General features: G+C 71.0%; 15 protein-coding genes. 6 read left to right on the top strand and 9 right to left on the bottom strand.

Features of this window, described 5'->3' with window-relative positions; translation table 11 throughout:
* Window positions 1-6: 6 nt before the first annotated feature.
* From NE236_RS09010 to NE236_RS08995, 4 genes are read right to left on the bottom strand one after another with little or no spacing between them, the layout of a single operon-like run.
* Window positions 7-876 carry a carbohydrate ABC transporter permease gene (locus NE236_RS09010; RefSeq protein WP_252841399.1) on the bottom strand — a complete coding sequence of 290 codons (870 nt, stop codon included), beginning with the start codon at window positions 874-876 and terminating at the stop codon, window positions 7-9.
* Complete coding sequence (locus NE236_RS09005; RefSeq protein WP_252841398.1) at window positions 873-1,883, bottom strand: carbohydrate ABC transporter permease; 1,011 nt, start codon at window positions 1,881-1,883, stop codon at window positions 873-875. The genes NE236_RS09010 and NE236_RS09005 overlap by 4 nt, the downstream gene beginning before the upstream one ends.
* Before the next feature lie 55 nt (window positions 1,884-1,938).
* Window positions 1,939-3,225 (bottom strand): ABC transporter substrate-binding protein, encoded by a 1,287-nt coding sequence (locus tag NE236_RS09000; protein ID WP_252841397.1) that lies wholly within the window; start codon window positions 3,223-3,225, stop codon window positions 1,939-1,941.
* 52 nt (window positions 3,226-3,277) lie between these two features.
* Complete coding sequence (locus NE236_RS08995) at window positions 3,278-4,288, bottom strand: LacI family DNA-binding transcriptional regulator (protein ID WP_252841396.1); 1,011 nt, start codon at window positions 4,286-4,288, stop codon at window positions 3,278-3,280.
* Window positions 4,289-4,695: 407 nt separating this feature from the next.
* Between NE236_RS08995 and NE236_RS08990 the strand changes: the two genes are divergently transcribed.
* Both NE236_RS08990 and NE236_RS08985 read left to right on the top strand, forming a co-directional pair.
* The gene (locus tag NE236_RS08990) at window positions 4,696-6,138 is read left to right on the top strand and encodes a hemolysin family protein (protein ID WP_252841395.1); all 1,443 of its coding nucleotides are present in this window, start codon (window positions 4,696-4,698) and stop codon (window positions 6,136-6,138) included.
* Window positions 6,126-7,142, top strand: a complete 1,017-nt coding sequence (locus tag NE236_RS08985; protein ID WP_252841394.1) for a hemolysin family protein — start codon at window positions 6,126-6,128, stop codon at window positions 7,140-7,142. Before NE236_RS08990 ends, NE236_RS08985 begins: the two co-directional genes overlap by 13 nt.
* A gap of 153 nt (window positions 7,143-7,295) precedes the next feature.
* Here NE236_RS08985 and NE236_RS08980 read toward each other — a convergent pair whose 3' ends face one another.
* Window positions 7,296-8,480 (bottom strand): MraY family glycosyltransferase, encoded by a 1,185-nt coding sequence (locus NE236_RS08980; RefSeq protein ID WP_252841393.1) that lies wholly within the window; start codon window positions 8,478-8,480, stop codon window positions 7,296-7,298.
* Window positions 8,481-8,828: 348 nt separating this feature from the next.
* Here NE236_RS08980 and NE236_RS08975 point away from each other — a divergent pair, with 348 nt between their 5' ends.
* On the top strand, window positions 8,829-9,404 hold the full coding sequence (locus NE236_RS08975; RefSeq protein ID WP_252841392.1) for a hemerythrin domain-containing protein: 576 nt from the start codon (window positions 8,829-8,831) through the stop codon (window positions 9,402-9,404).
* A gap of 408 nt (window positions 9,405-9,812) precedes the next feature.
* Here NE236_RS08975 and NE236_RS08970 read toward each other — a convergent pair whose 3' ends face one another.
* On the bottom strand, window positions 9,813-10,574 hold the full coding sequence (locus tag NE236_RS08970) for a pirin family protein (RefSeq protein WP_252841391.1): 762 nt from the start codon (window positions 10,572-10,574) through the stop codon (window positions 9,813-9,815).
* 153 nt (window positions 10,575-10,727) lie between these two features.
* On the opposite strand from NE236_RS08970, the gene pgm reads away from it, so the two are divergent.
* Both pgm and NE236_RS08960 read left to right on the top strand, forming a co-directional pair.
* Window positions 10,728-12,377, top strand: a complete 1,650-nt coding sequence (pgm, locus tag NE236_RS08965; protein ID WP_252841390.1) for a phosphoglucomutase (alpha-D-glucose-1,6-bisphosphate-dependent) — start codon at window positions 10,728-10,730, stop codon at window positions 12,375-12,377.
* A gap of 23 nt (window positions 12,378-12,400) precedes the next feature.
* Entirely contained in the window at window positions 12,401-12,922 is a 522-nt protein-coding gene (locus tag NE236_RS08960; protein ID WP_252841389.1) for a hypothetical protein, read from the top strand.
* A 3-nt stretch (window positions 12,923-12,925) separates the two neighbouring features.
* On the opposite strand, the gene NE236_RS08955 is transcribed toward NE236_RS08960, so the two are convergent.
* Both NE236_RS08955 and NE236_RS08950 read right to left on the bottom strand, forming a co-directional pair.
* Complete coding sequence (locus tag NE236_RS08955; protein WP_252841388.1) at window positions 12,926-13,567, bottom strand: pentapeptide repeat-containing protein; 642 nt, start codon at window positions 13,565-13,567, stop codon at window positions 12,926-12,928.
* 232 nt (window positions 13,568-13,799) lie between these two features.
* Window positions 13,800-14,243 carry a winged helix-turn-helix transcriptional regulator gene (locus tag NE236_RS08950; RefSeq protein ID WP_252841387.1) on the bottom strand — a complete coding sequence of 148 codons (444 nt, stop codon included), beginning with the start codon at window positions 14,241-14,243 and terminating at the stop codon, window positions 13,800-13,802.
* Window positions 14,244-14,385: 142 nt separating this feature from the next.
* Between NE236_RS08950 and NE236_RS08945 the strand changes: the two genes are divergently transcribed.
* Window positions 14,386-15,240, top strand: coding sequence for an SDR family oxidoreductase (locus NE236_RS08945; RefSeq protein ID WP_252841386.1), 855 nt, complete (start codon window positions 14,386-14,388; stop codon window positions 15,238-15,240).
* An 81-nt stretch (window positions 15,241-15,321) separates the two neighbouring features.
* Here NE236_RS08945 and NE236_RS08940 read toward each other — a convergent pair whose 3' ends face one another.
* Window positions 15,322-15,525 carry a hypothetical protein gene (locus NE236_RS08940; protein ID WP_252841385.1) on the bottom strand — a complete coding sequence of 68 codons (204 nt, stop codon included), beginning with the start codon at window positions 15,523-15,525 and terminating at the stop codon, window positions 15,322-15,324.
* Window positions 15,526-15,742 lie beyond the last annotated feature (217 nt).

The following is a 15,742-nucleotide window of genomic DNA, read 5'->3' as shown; positions in this document are numbered from 1 at the left end:
GTCGCGCTACTTCACGCCGCCGGCGGTCAGACCGGCGATGATACGGCGCTGGAGGATCAGCACGACGATGACCAGCGGCACGGTGACGAGCACACCGGCCGCCATCTGCGTGCCGAACGGCTGATCGAACCCGTACGCTCCGGTGAACTTGGAGATCGACACGGTGGCCGTCTGCATCTCCTTCTTGTTCACCATGCTCAGCGCGATCATGAACTCGTTCCACGCGGCGATGAACGCGATGATCGCGGTGGTGAAGACGCCCGGCGCCGCGAGCGGAACGATGATCTTCCGGAACGCCTGGCCGCGGGTGCACCCGTCGACCATCGCCGCGTACTCCAGCTCGAACGGCATCTGCCGGAAGAACGCGGTGAGGTTCCAGACCGCCAGCGGCAGCGCGAACGACAGGCTCGGCAGGATCATCGACTGGTAGGTGTTGATCCACTGGATGTTCGTGAACAGGTGCAGCAGCGGGACGATCAGGGAGATCGGCGGGAACATCGACGTCGCGATGATGATGCCGAGCACGATGTTCTTGAACCGGAAGTCCAGCCGGGCCAGCGCGTACGCGGTGAAGGTGCCGACGACGAGCGTGAGCAACGTCGTCGTGCCCGCCACGATGACGCTGTTCAGCAGCGCCCGCTGGAACCCCACGTCATGCCCGAACACCGCCGTGAAGTTCTTGATCGAGAACGGCGCGGGGATCGGCGAGTTGTCGAACTGGTCCTGAGGCCGCCGGAACGCCGACACGACCATCCAGTAGAACGGCGCCAGACAGTAGATCGCCACGACGGCCATGCCGAGGTACGAGAGCACCTTGCGCAGGTTGAAGCTCCGGCCCCCCGCGGAACCCGGCTTGGCGGTGGAAATGGCAGTCATGCCGTTACCTCCTGGGTGGCCGACGCGCGCTTCTTCGCGCGCTTGGAGGCCGCTGTCTTCCGCACCCGCGCGTCACCCATGATGTCGGCGCCGAGCAGCTTCACGAAGGCGTACGCGACGACCGCGACGTAGACGAACAGGATCGTGGCGAAGGCGGCCGCCGGACCGTACCGCAGGTTGTTCGCCTCGTCGAAGGCGAGCATGGACAGGGTGTTCACCGAGTCCTTGTGCGCGCCGATGAGCACGAACGGAAGGTCGAACATCCGCAGCACGTCGAGCAGCCGGAACAGCACGGCGACGAGCAGCACCGGTTTGATCAGCGGCAGGGTGATCTTGACGAACGTCTGCCCCGCGGTGGCGCCGTCCACCTTGGCGGCCTCGTAGACCTCGGCCGGGATCAGCTGGAGCCCGGCGAGGGCGAGCAGGCCGACGAACGGCGCGGTCTTCCACGTGTCGGCGATGATGACGGCGACCTTCGCGTGGAAACCCTCGGTGGTCCAGAGGATCTGGTGGCCGATCATCGCGTTGGCCACACCGTCGGCCTGGAAGACCCAGCGCCACAGCAGCCCGGACACCGCCGTCGGGATCGCCCAGGGCACGAGGATGCTCGCCCGGACGAAGGCCCGGCCGCGGAACGCCCGGTGCATGATCAGCGCCATCGCGATGCCGAGCACGACCTCGATGATCACGCCGGTGATGGTGAAGAACGTGGTGTTCCAGAAGGCGTTCCAGAAGGCGTGGGACTTCGCGCCGGTGAAGATGTCGGTGTAGTTCTTGAGGCCGACGAACTTGTCGCCCTTGACGACGAAGCCGTTGGCGTCGAGGCCCTGGCTGCTCTGGTACAGCGACTCGCGCAGCGCCTCGATGATGGGGTAGCCGACGACCAGTGCGAGCACCAGGAAGGTCGGCGAGAGCAGCACGGCGGCCAGGCGACCCGAGCCCTGGACGTCGCGCTTCTTTTGCTTTACCGGGGCCGCGATTCCCGGTTCGGCGGTCGTAGTGGTCATGGAGCCCTCCTCGGGGCCCGTGGCGGGACGCCGGGCGTCCCGCCACGGGGCACGGCTATGACGTGATGAGCTGTCCGAGCTTGGTCTGCAGGTCGGCCAGCGCCTGGTCGGTGGTCGACTTGCCGGTGAGGGCCGCGTAGGCGGCCTCCTGGATGGCGGCGGTCACGTCGCCGTAGCGCACGGCCTGCGGCCGGGGCTTGGCGTTCTGGAGGGACGCCTTGAGGGTCGGCAGGTAGGGGAACTTCTTCTGCAGCTCCGGGTCGTCGTACAGCGAGGCGAGAGTCGGGGCCTCAGATGACGCGATGAGGTTGGCGCGCTCGGTCTGCTCGCTGGTGAGGTACTTGATGAAGTCCAGCGCGGTGGCCTTGTTCGGGGCGAAGTCGGAGATCGCCAGGTTGTGGCCACCGAGGGTCGGCGAGCCCGGGCCGTTCAGACCCGGCAGCGGGGCGACGTCGAACTTGCCGGCGACCTTGGAGTCGCCCTTCTTGTTCGACAGGGACTCCGCGTACGGCCACTGGCGGTAGAAGAGCAGGTTGCCCTTCTCGAACGCGCGGCGGGACTCCTCCTCCTTGTAGCTGATGGCCTCCTTGGGGATCATCCCGCTCTTGAAGCCCTGGACGAGGAAGTTCAGGCCCTGCTTGGCCTGCGGGGTGTTGACGTTCGGCTTGCCGTCGTCGCCGACGACCACGCCGCCGGCGCTGTTGACGGCCTCGGAGAAGTTGACGGTCAGGCCCTCGTACTTCTCGAACTGGCCGGCGTAGCAGTTGACGCCCTTGACCTTGGCGCAGTCCTGCTGCATCTCCGCCCAGGTCTTCGGGGGCGTCTTGATCCCGGCCTGGTCCAGCAGGTCCTTGCGGTAGTACAGCAGGCCCGAGTCGGTCTTCCAGGGGGCGGCGTACAGGTTGCCCCGGTACTCACCCGTCTTGGTCGCCGACGGGAGGAACTTCGACAGGTCGAACTGGTCCTTCGGCAGCTGCGTGATCCACTTGTTGGCCGCGAACTCCGCCGTCCAGACGACGTCCAGGTTCAGCACGCTGTACGCGTTGGACTTGGTCTGGGCGTTCTGCACCATCTGCTGGCGCTGCGCGTCGGCGTCCTCGGGCAGCTCGACGATCCGAGCCTGCTCCTTCGGGTGCTGCTGGTTCCAGGTGTTGACCAGGTTCTGCAGGTTGCCCGACGTGTCCTTGCCGGTCGCCAGCGTGATCGGCCCACGGCCGCTCAGCGCACCGGCGGTCTTGGACCCGCCGTTGTCGTCACTCTTGCTGCTGCCGCACGCGGCGGCAGCAAGAGCGACGCTCGCCGCGACGACCGTCCAGCGGGTCATTCTCGATATGGATGCCACTCTTACTCCATCCTCGGGGTTCTTCTCTATAGCGGCCGGATACCGGCCCTCGTCATTCCCGTGCCACGAGTTCTGGACGCAACATCACCCCCTCGGGCGGGGAATCACTGCCCTGGACGCGGGTGGTCAGCAGGCCGACGACGCGGCGCGCGACCTCGTCCAGCGGCTGCCGGATACTCGACATCCGGGGCGATATCAGGGTCGCGGCGGGCGAGTCGTCGAAACCCACCACCTCGACCCGCGGGCGGCCGTTCGCGTCGAGCCCGCCCGCGAGCCTGGCTCCGACGGCATGGGTGTCGCTGCCGCACACGAACGCGGTCGGCGGTGCCGGCTGGGCCAGGATCCGCTCGGCCGCCTCGGCCGCGACCGCGACGCCCTCGGCGCACACACCGATCAGGCCGTCGGTGTCCAGGCCGTGCCGGCCCATGGCCCGCAGCCAGCCCTTCCTCCGCTCGTCGCCGAACCCGGTGCCCTCGGGCCAGCCGAGGTAGGCGACGCGCTGGTGCCCACGGGCGATCAGGTGCTCGACCGCCTGGTCGATGCCGTACGCCCCGTCGACGTCCACCCAGGTGTACGGCCCGTCCTCCTGTCCCCAGGGGCGGCCGAAGCAGACGAAGGGGATGTCGCGCTCGGCGAACCACGGCAGCCGCCGGTCCCTGGCCGACACGTCGGCCAGCACGAAACCGTCGACCGTGCCGGTGCGGATCAGGTCCTCGTACACGGCGAGCTCTTCGTCCACGGCGGTGGGGGCGAACAGCAGCAGGTGGTAGCCGGCCGCCCCGGCGGCCGCCGTGAGCGAGTACAGGAAGCGGTCGAGGAAGTTGCTGACGCCGATCGGCGCGGCGATCTTCAGGCCGATGCACCGGCTGGCACGTTCCCGGAGGTTCTGCGCGGCGCGGTTCGGCCGGTAGCCGAGCTCCTCGATGGCCCGGCGTACGCGCGCGGCGGTCTGCGGCGCCACGCGGGCCGGGGCGTTCAGCACGTTCGAGACGGTCTGGCGGGAGACCCCGGCGGCCGCGGCGACATCGGAGATCGTCACTCCGTTCGCGTCTCGGCCGCTCATGCCTCTCCCTCGCGTTCCGGTTCGGAAAAACCGTCACAACCGTGGCGATTTGATCGTTCAAATTGCCACCACGCGAGAAGTGATGTCAAGGACATGTCGAACACGTTTCCAGCTCGTTACATGGGCGTGTCGGTAGCGAGTCCTGGCAGCTCGTCGTCCCTGGACAGGACGATGCCACGCACGACGCGCCACCGGAAGAGGGGGACGCAAGACCATCACGGGCGGGCGCCCGGCGGTGTCGGAAGGAGGGACGTACGACCATCACGGGCGGGCGCCCGGCAGCGTCAGAAGGGGGGACGTGAGACCATCACGGATCCGCCCGCTCGGCGGCGCCCCGCCCCGCCCCGGGAACACCGGGGCGCACACGGGTCGTTGCCGTAATAACGACGTGACTGAAGAGGGGGGATGTGGGTGTCCGCGGCGTCGGACCCTTCCAGTCCTGGGCCGGGGGCACCGCGATGGTGACCGCCCTGGCCGGTGTCGTCGCGATCCTCGCGTTGACGGCCGCGACCGGTTACTTCGTGGCCCAGGAGTTCGCCTACATCTCCGCCGACCGTGCCGCGCTCGGCGCGGAGGCCGACCGCGGCGACAAGCGGGCCCGGCGCGCCCTGGCCGTGATGGGCCGGCTGTCGTTCATGCTGTCCGGCGCCCAGCTCGGCATCACGGTCACCGCCCTGATCGTCGGCTTCATCGCCGAGCCCGCCACGTCCGCGCTGATCGCCCCGGCGCTCGAACACGCGGGCCTGTCCGGAGCCCAGGCCGGGGGCGTAGCGGTCGTCGCCGGGTTCCTGCTGGCGACCACGGTCCAGATGGTGCTCGGCGAGCTGCTGCCCAAGAACCTCTCGCTGGCCCGCGCCGAGCCGGTCGCCAAGGCGCTCGCCGCCTCGACCCTGGCCTACCTGGCGGCGGCGGGCCCGGTGATCAGGCTGTTCGACGCGGCCGCCGCCCGGCTCGTGCGGTCGTTCGGCGTCGAGCCGGTGGAGGAGCTGCACCACGGGGCGACCCTGGAGGAGCTCAGCGACATCATCGGCGAGTCCCGGCGCGCGGGCCATCTACCGCCGGACCTGTCCGACCTGCTGCAGCGCGCGCTGACCTTCCAGGCGCGCACGGCGGCGGAGGTCATGGTGCCCCGTCCCGACGTCGTCGCCGTCTCCCGGTCCACGACCGTGGTCGAGCTGACCGACCTGGTCGCCCGCGCGGGGCACACCGACTACCCCGTCTGGGGGCGCGACATCGACGACGTCATCGGCGTCGTGGGCGTACGGGAACTGGCCGCCCTCGACGTCACTGACGCGGCCGGAGCCCCCGGCGGCGGACCCGGCGACGACCGGCCGGTGGAGACGGTGATGCGCCCGGCGCTGCTGGTCCCGGACACGCTCGACCTGCGGGCGGTGACGGCCCGGATGCGCGAGGCCGGTCAGGAGTTCGCCGCCGTCGTCGACGAATACGGCGGCCTCGCCGGGATCCTCACCTTCGAGGACATCGCCGAAGAGCTCGTGGGCGAGATCGCCGACGAGAACGACGTCGCGGAGGCCGACCCCACCCGTGGCGAGGGGATCTGGGTGCTGAACGCCGCGACACGGATAGCGCAGGTCCGGGACCTGACGGGCCTGGCGCTGCCCGGCGACGCGGCCTACGACAGCCTCAGCGGACTGGTCATGACGCGGCTGCGCCGCCTGCCGCGCGCGGGCGACCGGGTCGAGGTCGAGCTCGATCCCGATCACGGTCCGCCGGGACGCGCCGTGATCGAGGTGCTCGGCGTGCGCCGTCGCGTCGCGCGGACCGTACGGGTCCGTACCCTCCCGCTCGCCACCGCCGCGCCGCCGGACGAGGTGTCATGGACCCGCTGACCTCCGCCGTGGTCACGCTCCTGCTGCTGGCCTGCAACGCCTTCTTCGTCGCATCGGAGTTCGCCCTCGTCGCGGCCAAGCGACCGCGCCTCGAACGGACCGCCGCACGCGGCAGCACGGCGGCGCGGGCCGCCGTCGCCGGGATCGACGAGCTGTCGCTGATGCTGGCCGGGGCGCAACTGGGCATCACGATGTGCTCGCTGGGACTGGGCGTCGTCACCGAACCGGCCTTCGAGACCCTGCTGGACGCGCCGCTGGCGGCCGCGGGCGTGCCGGAGGCCGCCGGGCACGCCGTGGCGTTCACCCTGGCGCTGGGCGTGGTGACCTTCCTGCACATGGTCGCCGGGGAGATGGCGCCGAAGTCCTGGGCGATCGCCCACCCCGAACGCTCCGCCCTGATCCTCGCGATCCCGTTCCGCGGGTTCGCCCGGCTGTCGCGCCCTCTCCTCGCCGCCCTCAACGGGGTGACGGGCGGCCTGCTCCGGCTCGCCGGGGTGCGGCCCGGCGAGGAGACGGAGGCACCGGCCGACCCACAGCGGCTGACCCACCTGATCGGCGAGTCGCGCCGGATGGGGCTGATCGACCACGCCGAGCACGACCTGCTGGGACGGGCCATCACCACCCGGCACGCGGGCATCGACCACCTGGTCGTGCCCGCCGAGCGGGTCACGGCGGTGCCCGCCGACGCCACCCCGGAGGAGATCAGGCGCGCGTCCGCGGCCAGCGGGCACACCCGGCTGCTCGTCCGTGACGGCCAGGCCCGCATCCGCGGGCTGCTGCACGTACGCGACGCCCTCCCCCGCGCGGCCGACGGCCGTACCGCCGGGGACATGACGTATCCGGTCCCGACCCTGTCGCCCGGCACCACCGTGCTGGCCGCCGTAAGCGGACTGCGGCGGGCCCGCGCCCAGCTCGCCCTCGTCGCGACGCCGGAGAACGCCTTCATCGGGATCGTCAGCCTCGACGACCTGCTCAGCGAGCTGCTCGCCGGCAATCCCCACTGAGCCGGATGGCGGCCGGCCGGGGACGGTCCGGGGCTGCCTGGAGACGCTCCGGGGACGGTCTGGGCAGACGACCAGGTGCGGGCCGGCCGCCCGCCGGCCCTGTCGGGTCGCGACTGTCCGGGCCCTTTATTTCCGGACCCTTAATTCCGGCCCTTATTTTCGCCGTTCGTCGATGTGCAGGACGGATCCCGGGCCGGAGCCGGTCCCCCTCTCGCGCCGGGACCTCCGATCCTCCGGCTCGTCGGCGGCGTCGACGACGCGGACCGCCCGCGGGAAGGGGAGGCCGCCGGAGCCGGGCGGAGAGGCCGTCGCCGGCGGGATCCCGGCGGCGTCCGGTGCCGCGTACACCGGGACCTTCATCAGCAGCAGGACCAGAACCGCGGCTCCGGTGGCGGCCGCCGCGAGTGTGAGGATCCCGGGCAGCCGCGCGGCGGCGACGCCGACGCCGCACAGCCCCGCCACGGCCGCGATGGCGAACAGGGTCAGAGCGACCTGCGGGACGGTGAACCCCATGGTCCTCAGCCGGTGGGACACGTGGTCGGTACCGGCGGTGAAGCACCCCCGGCCGGCGCGCGGGCGCGCGATGACGACGAGGCAGGTGTCCACCGTGGCGACGAAGGTGAACAGGAAGAGCTCCGCCAGCCTCGCCGTCGTGCCGGCCGGGACCCGGACCATGACGGCGGCGGCCGCCAGGAGGAAGCCGATGAACAGCGAGCCGGCGTCCCCCATGAACATCCGGGCGGGCGCCCAGTTGTGGACGAGGAACCCCAGGCAGCCCGCGGACAGCGTCATCAGCAGCAGCGCCAGACCGCTCTGGCCGCCGAGATAGGCCGCCCCGGCGATGAGACAGCCGCTGGCGGCGGCCACCGTCGCGGCGGCGCCGTCCATGTTGTCCAGCAGGTTGAAGGAGTTGGTGAGCACCACGATCCACACCGCCGTCACCACGGGGTCCAACCAGTGCCCGAACAGGCCGATGCGTCCCCCGGCCATGACGACCGCCGTTGCGGCGCCGCCCTCCAGCACCAACCGGAACGCCGGGTGCGTCGGTCTCAGATCGTCGAACAGCCCGACCAGGGCGACGACGACGCCCGCCAGGACGAGGACCGTGATCCGCCGATCCCAGTGGGGGATCGACACCGTGCCCGAGGCCAGCGCACCGACCGCGATCGCGACACCGCCGAGGTACGGGGTCGGTCGCGTGTGGGCCTTGCGCACGTCCGGCCGGTCGGTAAGGCCACGCCGCAGGGCGTACCGGCCGAGTCCCTCACTCAGCACGTCGGCCAGCACGAGCGCCGCGAGCGCCGCGCCGGCCGCCGTCAGCCACGGCGGCACGGCCACCGGCTCTCGACGACCTGTCTGATGGTGCCGGGCATGGCGCGCCTCCCGAAATCCGATGACGGCCACGCGGACGGACGTCACCGTGCGTGACCACTCCGTGCACCAGGCTAGAGATCGTCGATCAAACCCAGGGTCGGCCCACTTACATGATCAAAGAAAGTCCGACCAGGTCGTACCGGCTTCCCGTCCTCGGCCGTCAGCCCGCAGGCGGGGAGACCGAGGTACGCCTGTCCACTCGGCGCCCGGGCGACGCGCTCGGCCCGCCCCGGACGAGCGTTTAAGCAGGTCGGCACCGGCAATGTCGCAATAGGTACATACGGGGAGACACCAGGGGGAAGGAACCGCGTGATGACTCAGCGACCTGAGACGATGCCGGAGAAGGACGCGATCGACCTGCTGATCCACCAGCATCGGGAGATCCGTCGCCTCTTCGAAGAGGTCGACAGGAGTACGGGCCACGCCCGCGAGGAGGCGTTCGAGAAGCTCTGCCGCTTCCTGGCTGTGCACGAGACGGCCGAAGAGGAGGTCGTCCACCCCTTGGCCCGCCGGGTCATTCCGGACGGCGACCCCCTCATCGACGCCCTGCTGGAGGAGGAGAACGAGGGCAAGCGCGTCCTGCAGGCCCTGGAGAAGATGGGCACCTCGTCGGCCGGCTTCGAGCCGCTGTTCGCCGAGTTCCGCAAGGCGGTCATCGACCACGCCGAACACGAGGAACGCGAGGAGTTCAACCGCCTGAGGGAGATGGGCGGCGCCGAGTTGCGCGGTCTCGCCGCGGCGATCAAGGCGGCCGAGGCGATGGCGCCGACGCACCCGCACCCGGGCGTGGAGTCCGCCTCCAAGAACATCCTGATCGGCACGTTCGCCGCCGCCGCCGACCGGACGCGCGACGTGGTCCGAAAGGCCATCGGCCGCGCCCGGAGGTGACGGCACCGCTGGGCGGTCCACCCGGATTTGGCGGAATAGGAGCGCTAAACGATTGTTTACAGTTTGCGCACTTGACGTCACAGACGGTCACCCGGCACAGTTTAGGAGACCGCGCATTGCGGTCGATTCGGAATGCGATGGCGCATTTATCGCTAGTCACGTGCGACCGGCGATCCCGGGTCAGGCGAATCCGGGAGGGCGATCGGGAGGCGATCCCGATCGCCCGTCACGGCACGGCCCCGCACACCGCCGGCCCGCACTCGGCGTCGAACTGACCTGGGTACGGCCGCCTCCGCAACGCTCACCCGCCGGTCCGGCCAGGGCACGGCCCGCGACCACCGGGGCGCGGGGCGCGCCGCGCGCCGATTCCGCCGGCCCTTTCCTTCCGGCCCCGCCCGCCGTCCGCGTTCACGCGGCGATCGTGGCGTGCATCTCCCAGACCAGGATCTCCGCCGGTTCGGCCGCCGTGACCCGCTGACCGCCCGTCGCGGTGAACCGCACCGCGTCACCCTCGCCGAGGGCGCCCGCGCCTTCGAGCGCGACGCCGCCGCGCGGCACGAACAGGTGCAGGAACGGCGCGTCCGGCAGGTCGACGCTCTCGCCCGCCCCCAGCCGCGCCACGTGCAGCGCCGCGTACTTGTTCTTGATGCGGATGGCCGTCTCGCCGTCGTGCCGCTCCATGCCGGAGGCGACGGTGACGAGGCCGCCGCGCAGAAGCTCGTCGTCGATCTCCATCTGCTCGTATCCGGGGCCGATCCCGGCCTCGTCGGGCACCACCCACATCTGGACGAAGTGCACGGGCTCGGTCGGCTCGTCACCGGCCGCCGGGCCGCGGTGGTCGTTCTTCTCCGAGTGAAGGATCCCCGTGCCGGCGCTCATGCGCTGCGCCAGGCCCGGATAGATCACGCCGTTGTGCCCCTCGGAGTCCTGGTGGACCAACGAGCCGCGGAGCACCCAGGTGACGATCTCCATGTCGCGGTGCGGATGCGTCTCGAAGCCGGTGCCGGGCTTGACCACGTCGTCGTTGTTGACGAGCAGGAGCCCGTGGTGGGTGTTGTTCGGGTCGTGGTGGTGGCCGAAGGAGAATGAGTGCTTCGAATCCAGCCACGAGATCTTCGTGGCGGAGCGCTCGCCGGCTCGGCGGATGTCGACCGTGGGCCGAAGGTTCATGACGTCCCTCCCTGGTTTGGTTGAACCTTCAACCACATCCCTCCGGGGATTGTTCCGCTCATCGCGGGCCGCCTCGATTACCGCCCCCCTACTGGGACAGACTGGCGTAAGAGACCGAACGTCGACGGCCCGCGAGGGCCGAAGGAGCATCCGATGGTGCATGAGCGTGCGGGGCGACCCGCGCAGCCGGAAGACCTGGTGGACGTCGCGCGGCTGGTGACGGCGTACTACGCGTTGCATCCCGATCCCTCGCGGGTCGAGCAGCGCGTGTCCTTTGGCACGTCAGGGCATCGCGGATCGGCGTTGAACACCGCCTTCAACGAGGCGCACATCCTCGCCACCAGCCAGGCCATCTGTGAGTACCGGGCCGGCCAGGGGGTCGACGGGCCCCTCTTCCTGGGGATCGACACACACGCGCTGTCGGAGCCCGCGCGCGTGTCCGCCCTGGAGGTCTTCGCCGCCAACGGCGTACGCGTGCTGATCGACAGCCGGGACGGCTACACGCCGACGCCCGCCGTCTCCCGCGCCATCCTCACCCACAACCGCGGTCGTACGGCCGGTCTCGCGGACGGCGTCGTGGTGACGCCCTCGCACAACCCGCCGCCGGACGGCGGTTTCAAGTACAACCCGCCCACCGGCGGCCCGGCCGACACCGCCGCGACGTCATGGATCCAGGACCGGGCGAACGCGCTGATCGCCGGGGACCTCAAGGAGGTGCGCCGCATCCCGTACGCCCGCGCGCTCGCGGCGGACACCACCGGCCGGTACGACTTCCTCGGCGCGTACGTCGACGACCTGCCCTCCGTCCTCGACCTCGACGCCGTCCGGGAGGCCGGGGTCCGGATCGGCGCCGACCCCCTGGGTGGCGCGAGCGTGGCCTACTGGGGCGAGATCGCCGAGCGGCACCGGCTCGACCTCACCGTCGTCAACCCCCACACCGACCCGACCTGGCGATTCATGACGCTGGACTGGGACGGCAAGATCCGGATGGACTGCTCGTCGCCGTACGCGATGGCCTCGCTCATCGCCCGCAAGGACGAGTTCACGGTCTCCACGGGCAACGACGCGGACGCCGACCGGCACGGCATCGTCACGCCGGACGGCGGGCTGATGAACCCCAACCACTTCCTCGCGGTGGCGATCTCCTACCTGTACGCCAACCGGCCGGACTGGCCCGGTGACGCGGGAGTCGGCAAGACCCTCGTCAGCAGCAGCATGATCGACAGGGTCGCGGCCGGGCTCGGCCGGCGCCTGATGGAGGTCCCCGTCGGATTCAAGTGGTTCGTTCCCGGCCTGCTGGACGGCTCGCTCGGCTTCGGCGGCGAGGAGAGCGCCGGCGCCTCGTTCCTCCGGCGGGACGGCTCGGTGTGGACGACCGACAAGGACGGCATCATCCTGGCCCTGCTGGCCTCGGAGATCACCGCGGTCACCGGCCGCTCGCCCAGCGAGAACCACGCCGACCTGGTCGCGCGGTACGGCGACCCCGCCTACGCCCGCGTCGACGCGCCCGCGTCCCGGGAGGAGAAGGCGGTCCTGAAGAAGCTGTCCGCCCAGCAGATCACCGCCGACACGCTCGCCGGCGAGCCGATCACCGCCGTCCTCACCGACGCCCCCGGCAACGGAGCCCCGCTGGGCGGCGTGAAGGTCTGCACCGAGAACGCCTGGTTCGCCGCCCGGCCGTCCGGCACCGAGGACGTCTACAAGATCTACGCCGAGTCCTTCAAGGGCCCCGACCACCTCGCCCGCGTCCAGGAGGAGGCCCGCACCCTGGTCAACGCCGCCCTCGCCACCGCCCGCCCCTGACCCGCGCGACGCACAATGGACGCATGAGCGGATCGGCGCACGAGGACAACACGACGCTGCCGGCGCTGCGGCGGCACTTCGAGGACCTGCGTGACGGCGTGCACGGCGGCGTGGTCACGCGGGAGCGGAAGGAGGAGCGGTTCGCCGGCACGGTCGTACTGCTCCGCCCGCATGCCCGGCGGGTGCTGGAGGAGGTCGACCGGGACCTGCTGCGGGGCACGGGCGACATCGACGAGAGCGGGTTGACGCGGACGGCGGACGGCGGCCTTACCGCCTCGTGGACCCTGTCATGGCCGGAGCAGCGTGCGGCGGGCGTCCGGCCGATCACGCTGGAGGCGCATTTCGAGCGGAGCTTCCACCATCCGCATCTGCGCGGCGCCACCGTGGGCGAGTGGCCGCTCAACGTCTTCGACGACGAGCAGGCCGCCGCGGAGGTGCCCACCCTGCGTGCGATCGCAGCGGCCGACCTGCACAGTCTGGTCTTCCAGCGCGACTACCGGCTGGTGCCCGCGATCACCCGGCCGGACCCGGGAAGCGGCGGCTGACGCTCACTCCACCGTGATTCCGAGCGACTCGGCGAGGGCGGGCGCGAGGTCGATGAGCTGCGCGGCGCTGATCGTGGCACCGCGCAGGCGGTCCGCGCCGCCGGACAGGCCGAGCTCGGCGCCGCGCAGGTCGACCTTCTCCAGCGTGACACGTGAGAAGTCGACCCCCGCGAGCCGAGAATCCGGGAAGGTGACCCGGCGCAGCGTGGCCCCGCCGAAGTCGACGTCGCGCAGGAGGCAGTCGTCGAATCGAACGTCGGACAGCCGGGCGTCCCGGAGGTTCAGCGAGTCGAGCTTGCAGCCCTGGAAGACGACGCGCGTCAACTCGGCGCCGAACAGCTGGGGCCCGGCGAGCACACCGCCGAGGAAGGTGACGTCCTGCCAGTTGCTCTCGGCCAGGTCGGCGCCGACGATGCGGGTCTCCTGGAACCACGTGTCGATGAGCCGGACCCGCCGGAACCGGCCGCCTTCGAAGGTCGTCCCCGTGACCGCGCACTCCATGAAGCGGGCGCCGGAGACGTCGGCGTCCGTCACCGTCAGGCCGTCGACGTGGACGGTGTCGTAGTCGTCCTCCCGCCAGGAACCGTCGTAGACGGACAGTGCCTCGGCGTACGGGAGGTCGGCCAGTTGCTGCGGCGGTGTCATCCGCACAGCGTAGGACTCCCGCCGGGCCGGGCGGCTGAGCTCAGCTCAGTCGTGAGTGCTGCGGCGCTCCCCCGGGGTCGGCGACGTCCCGCCGGGGGGGCGTTCACCAAGCCGCCCACCGGCGCGGCTCGGCCCCGGCGCCAGTGGTCGCGGACCAGTTCGCTCTGTACCGGAGACGCGGATCAGGCGTCGCGATAACCGAAATCCCCACGGAACGGGCGCGACGAATCTCTCACAGGCCGGACTTCGCCCGGTCGTGCCGCGCCTGAGCGGCCATGACCTCGGGCATGGCGCTCTCGAGCCACTCGATGACGCCCAGGAGGCGTTCGGCCGCCTGGCGTCCGAGCGGGGTGAGGCTGTACTCGACCCGCGGCGGGATGGTGGGCTCGGCCTTCCTCAGCACGAAGCCGTCGCGCTCCAGCGCCTGAAGGGTCTGGGCGAGCATCTTCTCGCTCACTCCGTCCACCCGGCGGCGCAGCGCGTTGAACCGGTAGGTGCCCTCACTCAGCGCACCGAGCGCGAGGATCCCCCAGCGCCCGGTGATATGCCCGAGCGCCTCCCGGGAGGTGCACCGACCGGCGAACACGTCGAAGACCACGTCGACGTAGTCGTCGCCGGAGCCCGGTCCACCCTCGCCGGCCGGCGTCGGCGTTGTGTCAGTCGCGCGGCTGCCCATGGCGCCCAGCATACTTCTCGACCGCACTGAGTGAACCATTGGTACTTCCCTTCAGATTGCACTGTCGAAAAGTTAGTTATACCGTCATTACGTGTGCTCACCTCGGCGCCCAGCATCCGAGGACCATCGACGGGAGATTCTTATGATCATCGTTACCGGCTCCACCGGTCATCTCGGCCGCCTGGTGATCGACGGGCTGCTCGAGAAGGTGCCCGCGGACCAAGTGGTGGCCGCCGTGCGCAGCCCGGAGAAGGCCGCCGACCTGGCCGCGCGCGGTGTGCACGTCCGGGAGGCCGACTACGACCGCCCCGAGACCCTGCGCGCGGCGTTCGAGGGAGGCACCAGGCTCCTCCTCATCTCCGGCAGCGACGTCGGCCGGCGCGTTCCGCAGCACGCCGCCGCGGTCCAGGCCGCCCAGGGGGCCGGCATCCCGCACATCGTCTACACCAGCGCGCCCCACGCGGACACGTCCGTCCTCGGCCTGGCGGCCGAGCACAAGGCGACCGAGGAGATCATCCGCGAGACGGGGCTGACCTACACGCTCCTGCGCAACAACTGGTACAACGAGGTCTACCTTCCGGCGATCACTCAGGCCGCCGAGACCGGAGCCGTCATCGGCAGCGCCGGCGAGGGGCGGATCGCCAGTGCCACGCGCGCGGACTACGCCGCCGCGGCGGTGGCCGTGCTCACCGGGACGGGCCATGAGAACCGGGTGTACGAACTGGCCGGCGACGTCGCGTGGACCCTCGACGATCTCGCCGCCGAGATCTCCCGGGCCTCCGGCAAGGAGGTCGCCTACCGGAACCTCTCCACCGAGGAGCACCGCGCGGCCCTGGTCGGAGCCGGCCTGCCCCACGCGGTCGCCGAGTTGCTCGTCGACATCGACCGTGGCATCGCGGCGGGCGCCCTGGCCGAGACGCCGGGCGACCTGAAGGCGCTCATCGGCCGTCCGACCACCCCGATCTCCGAGACCGTCGCCGCCACGCTCACCGCCTGAGGTCTCGACCACCCCGGCCGCCCGAACACCCCGGGCGCGCGGGCCGGCCCTCCTGACCGATCGCCGGCCCGCGCGGGTCTCTCACGAAGTGGACCGCAGGTGGTCCCGGAGACCGGCACCGTACGCGGTGGCGGCGCCGTCATAGGAGCTGATCAGCGACGGGCCGCTGCCGCAGCCCCAGGTGTTCCAGGTCCACCCGAGGTAGCCGACGGCGTGCGCGTCCGCCCGGGCGGTGGGCCGCACCGCCCCCGGCCAGGCGGGGTCGCGCGACCGCTCCCGGTGCACGGCGGCACCCGGCGGGTACGCTGACAGGAACGCGGCCGGCGCTCCGGGCCCGGCTCGCACCGCCGCCGTACGGCGAGGGTGAGCGCCGGGGCGGGCACCGCCCGGCAGGTGCGCTCAGCCGCGCCCGCACCGCTCGAAGCGGAATCCGCACATCGGCCGCTGTCCGTTTCCGGCCATTGTTAATGTGGTTAACGATTACCTCGCGCAGGGGACTTAC

This window comes from Actinoallomurus purpureus (assembly GCF_024055795.1).
Taxonomy (GTDB): domain Bacteria; phylum Actinomycetota; class Actinomycetes; order Streptosporangiales; family Streptosporangiaceae; genus Actinoallomurus; species Actinoallomurus purpureus.
Note: the sequence above shows the minus strand (reverse complement) of the source record. Positions and strands in the feature narration are given on the sequence as shown.

Coding starts and splice junctions, on each gene's coding strand:
- NE236_RS08955 (WP_252841388.1), bottom strand. CDS start 13,567: ATGACACCGCCGCAGCAACTGGCCGACCTCCCGTACGCCGAGGCACTG.
- NE236_RS08960 (WP_252841389.1), top strand. CDS start 12,401: ATGAGCGGATCGGCGCACGAGGACAACACGACGCTGCCGGCGCTGCGG.
- NE236_RS08975 (WP_252841392.1), top strand. CDS start 8,829: ATGACTCAGCGACCTGAGACGATGCCGGAGAAGGACGCGATCGACCTG.
- NE236_RS08945 (WP_252841386.1), top strand. CDS start 14,386: ATGATCATCGTTACCGGCTCCACCGGTCATCTCGGCCGCCTGGTGATC.
- NE236_RS08985 (WP_252841394.1), top strand. CDS start 6,126: ATGGACCCGCTGACCTCCGCCGTGGTCACGCTCCTGCTGCTGGCCTGC.
- NE236_RS09005 (WP_252841398.1), bottom strand. CDS start 1,883: ATGACCACTACGACCGCCGAACCGGGAATCGCGGCCCCGGTAAAGCAA.
- NE236_RS08995 (WP_252841396.1), bottom strand. CDS start 4,288: ATGAGCGGCCGAGACGCGAACGGAGTGACGATCTCCGATGTCGCCGCG.
- NE236_RS09010 (WP_252841399.1), bottom strand. CDS start 876: ATGACTGCCATTTCCACCGCCAAGCCGGGTTCCGCGGGGGGCCGGAGC.
- pgm (WP_252841390.1), top strand. CDS start 10,728: ATGGTGCATGAGCGTGCGGGGCGACCCGCGCAGCCGGAAGACCTGGTG.
- NE236_RS08950 (WP_252841387.1), bottom strand. CDS start 14,243: ATGGGCAGCCGCGCGACTGACACAACGCCGACGCCGGCCGGCGAGGGT.
- NE236_RS08970 (WP_252841391.1), bottom strand. CDS start 10,574: ATGAACCTTCGGCCCACGGTCGACATCCGCCGAGCCGGCGAGCGCTCC.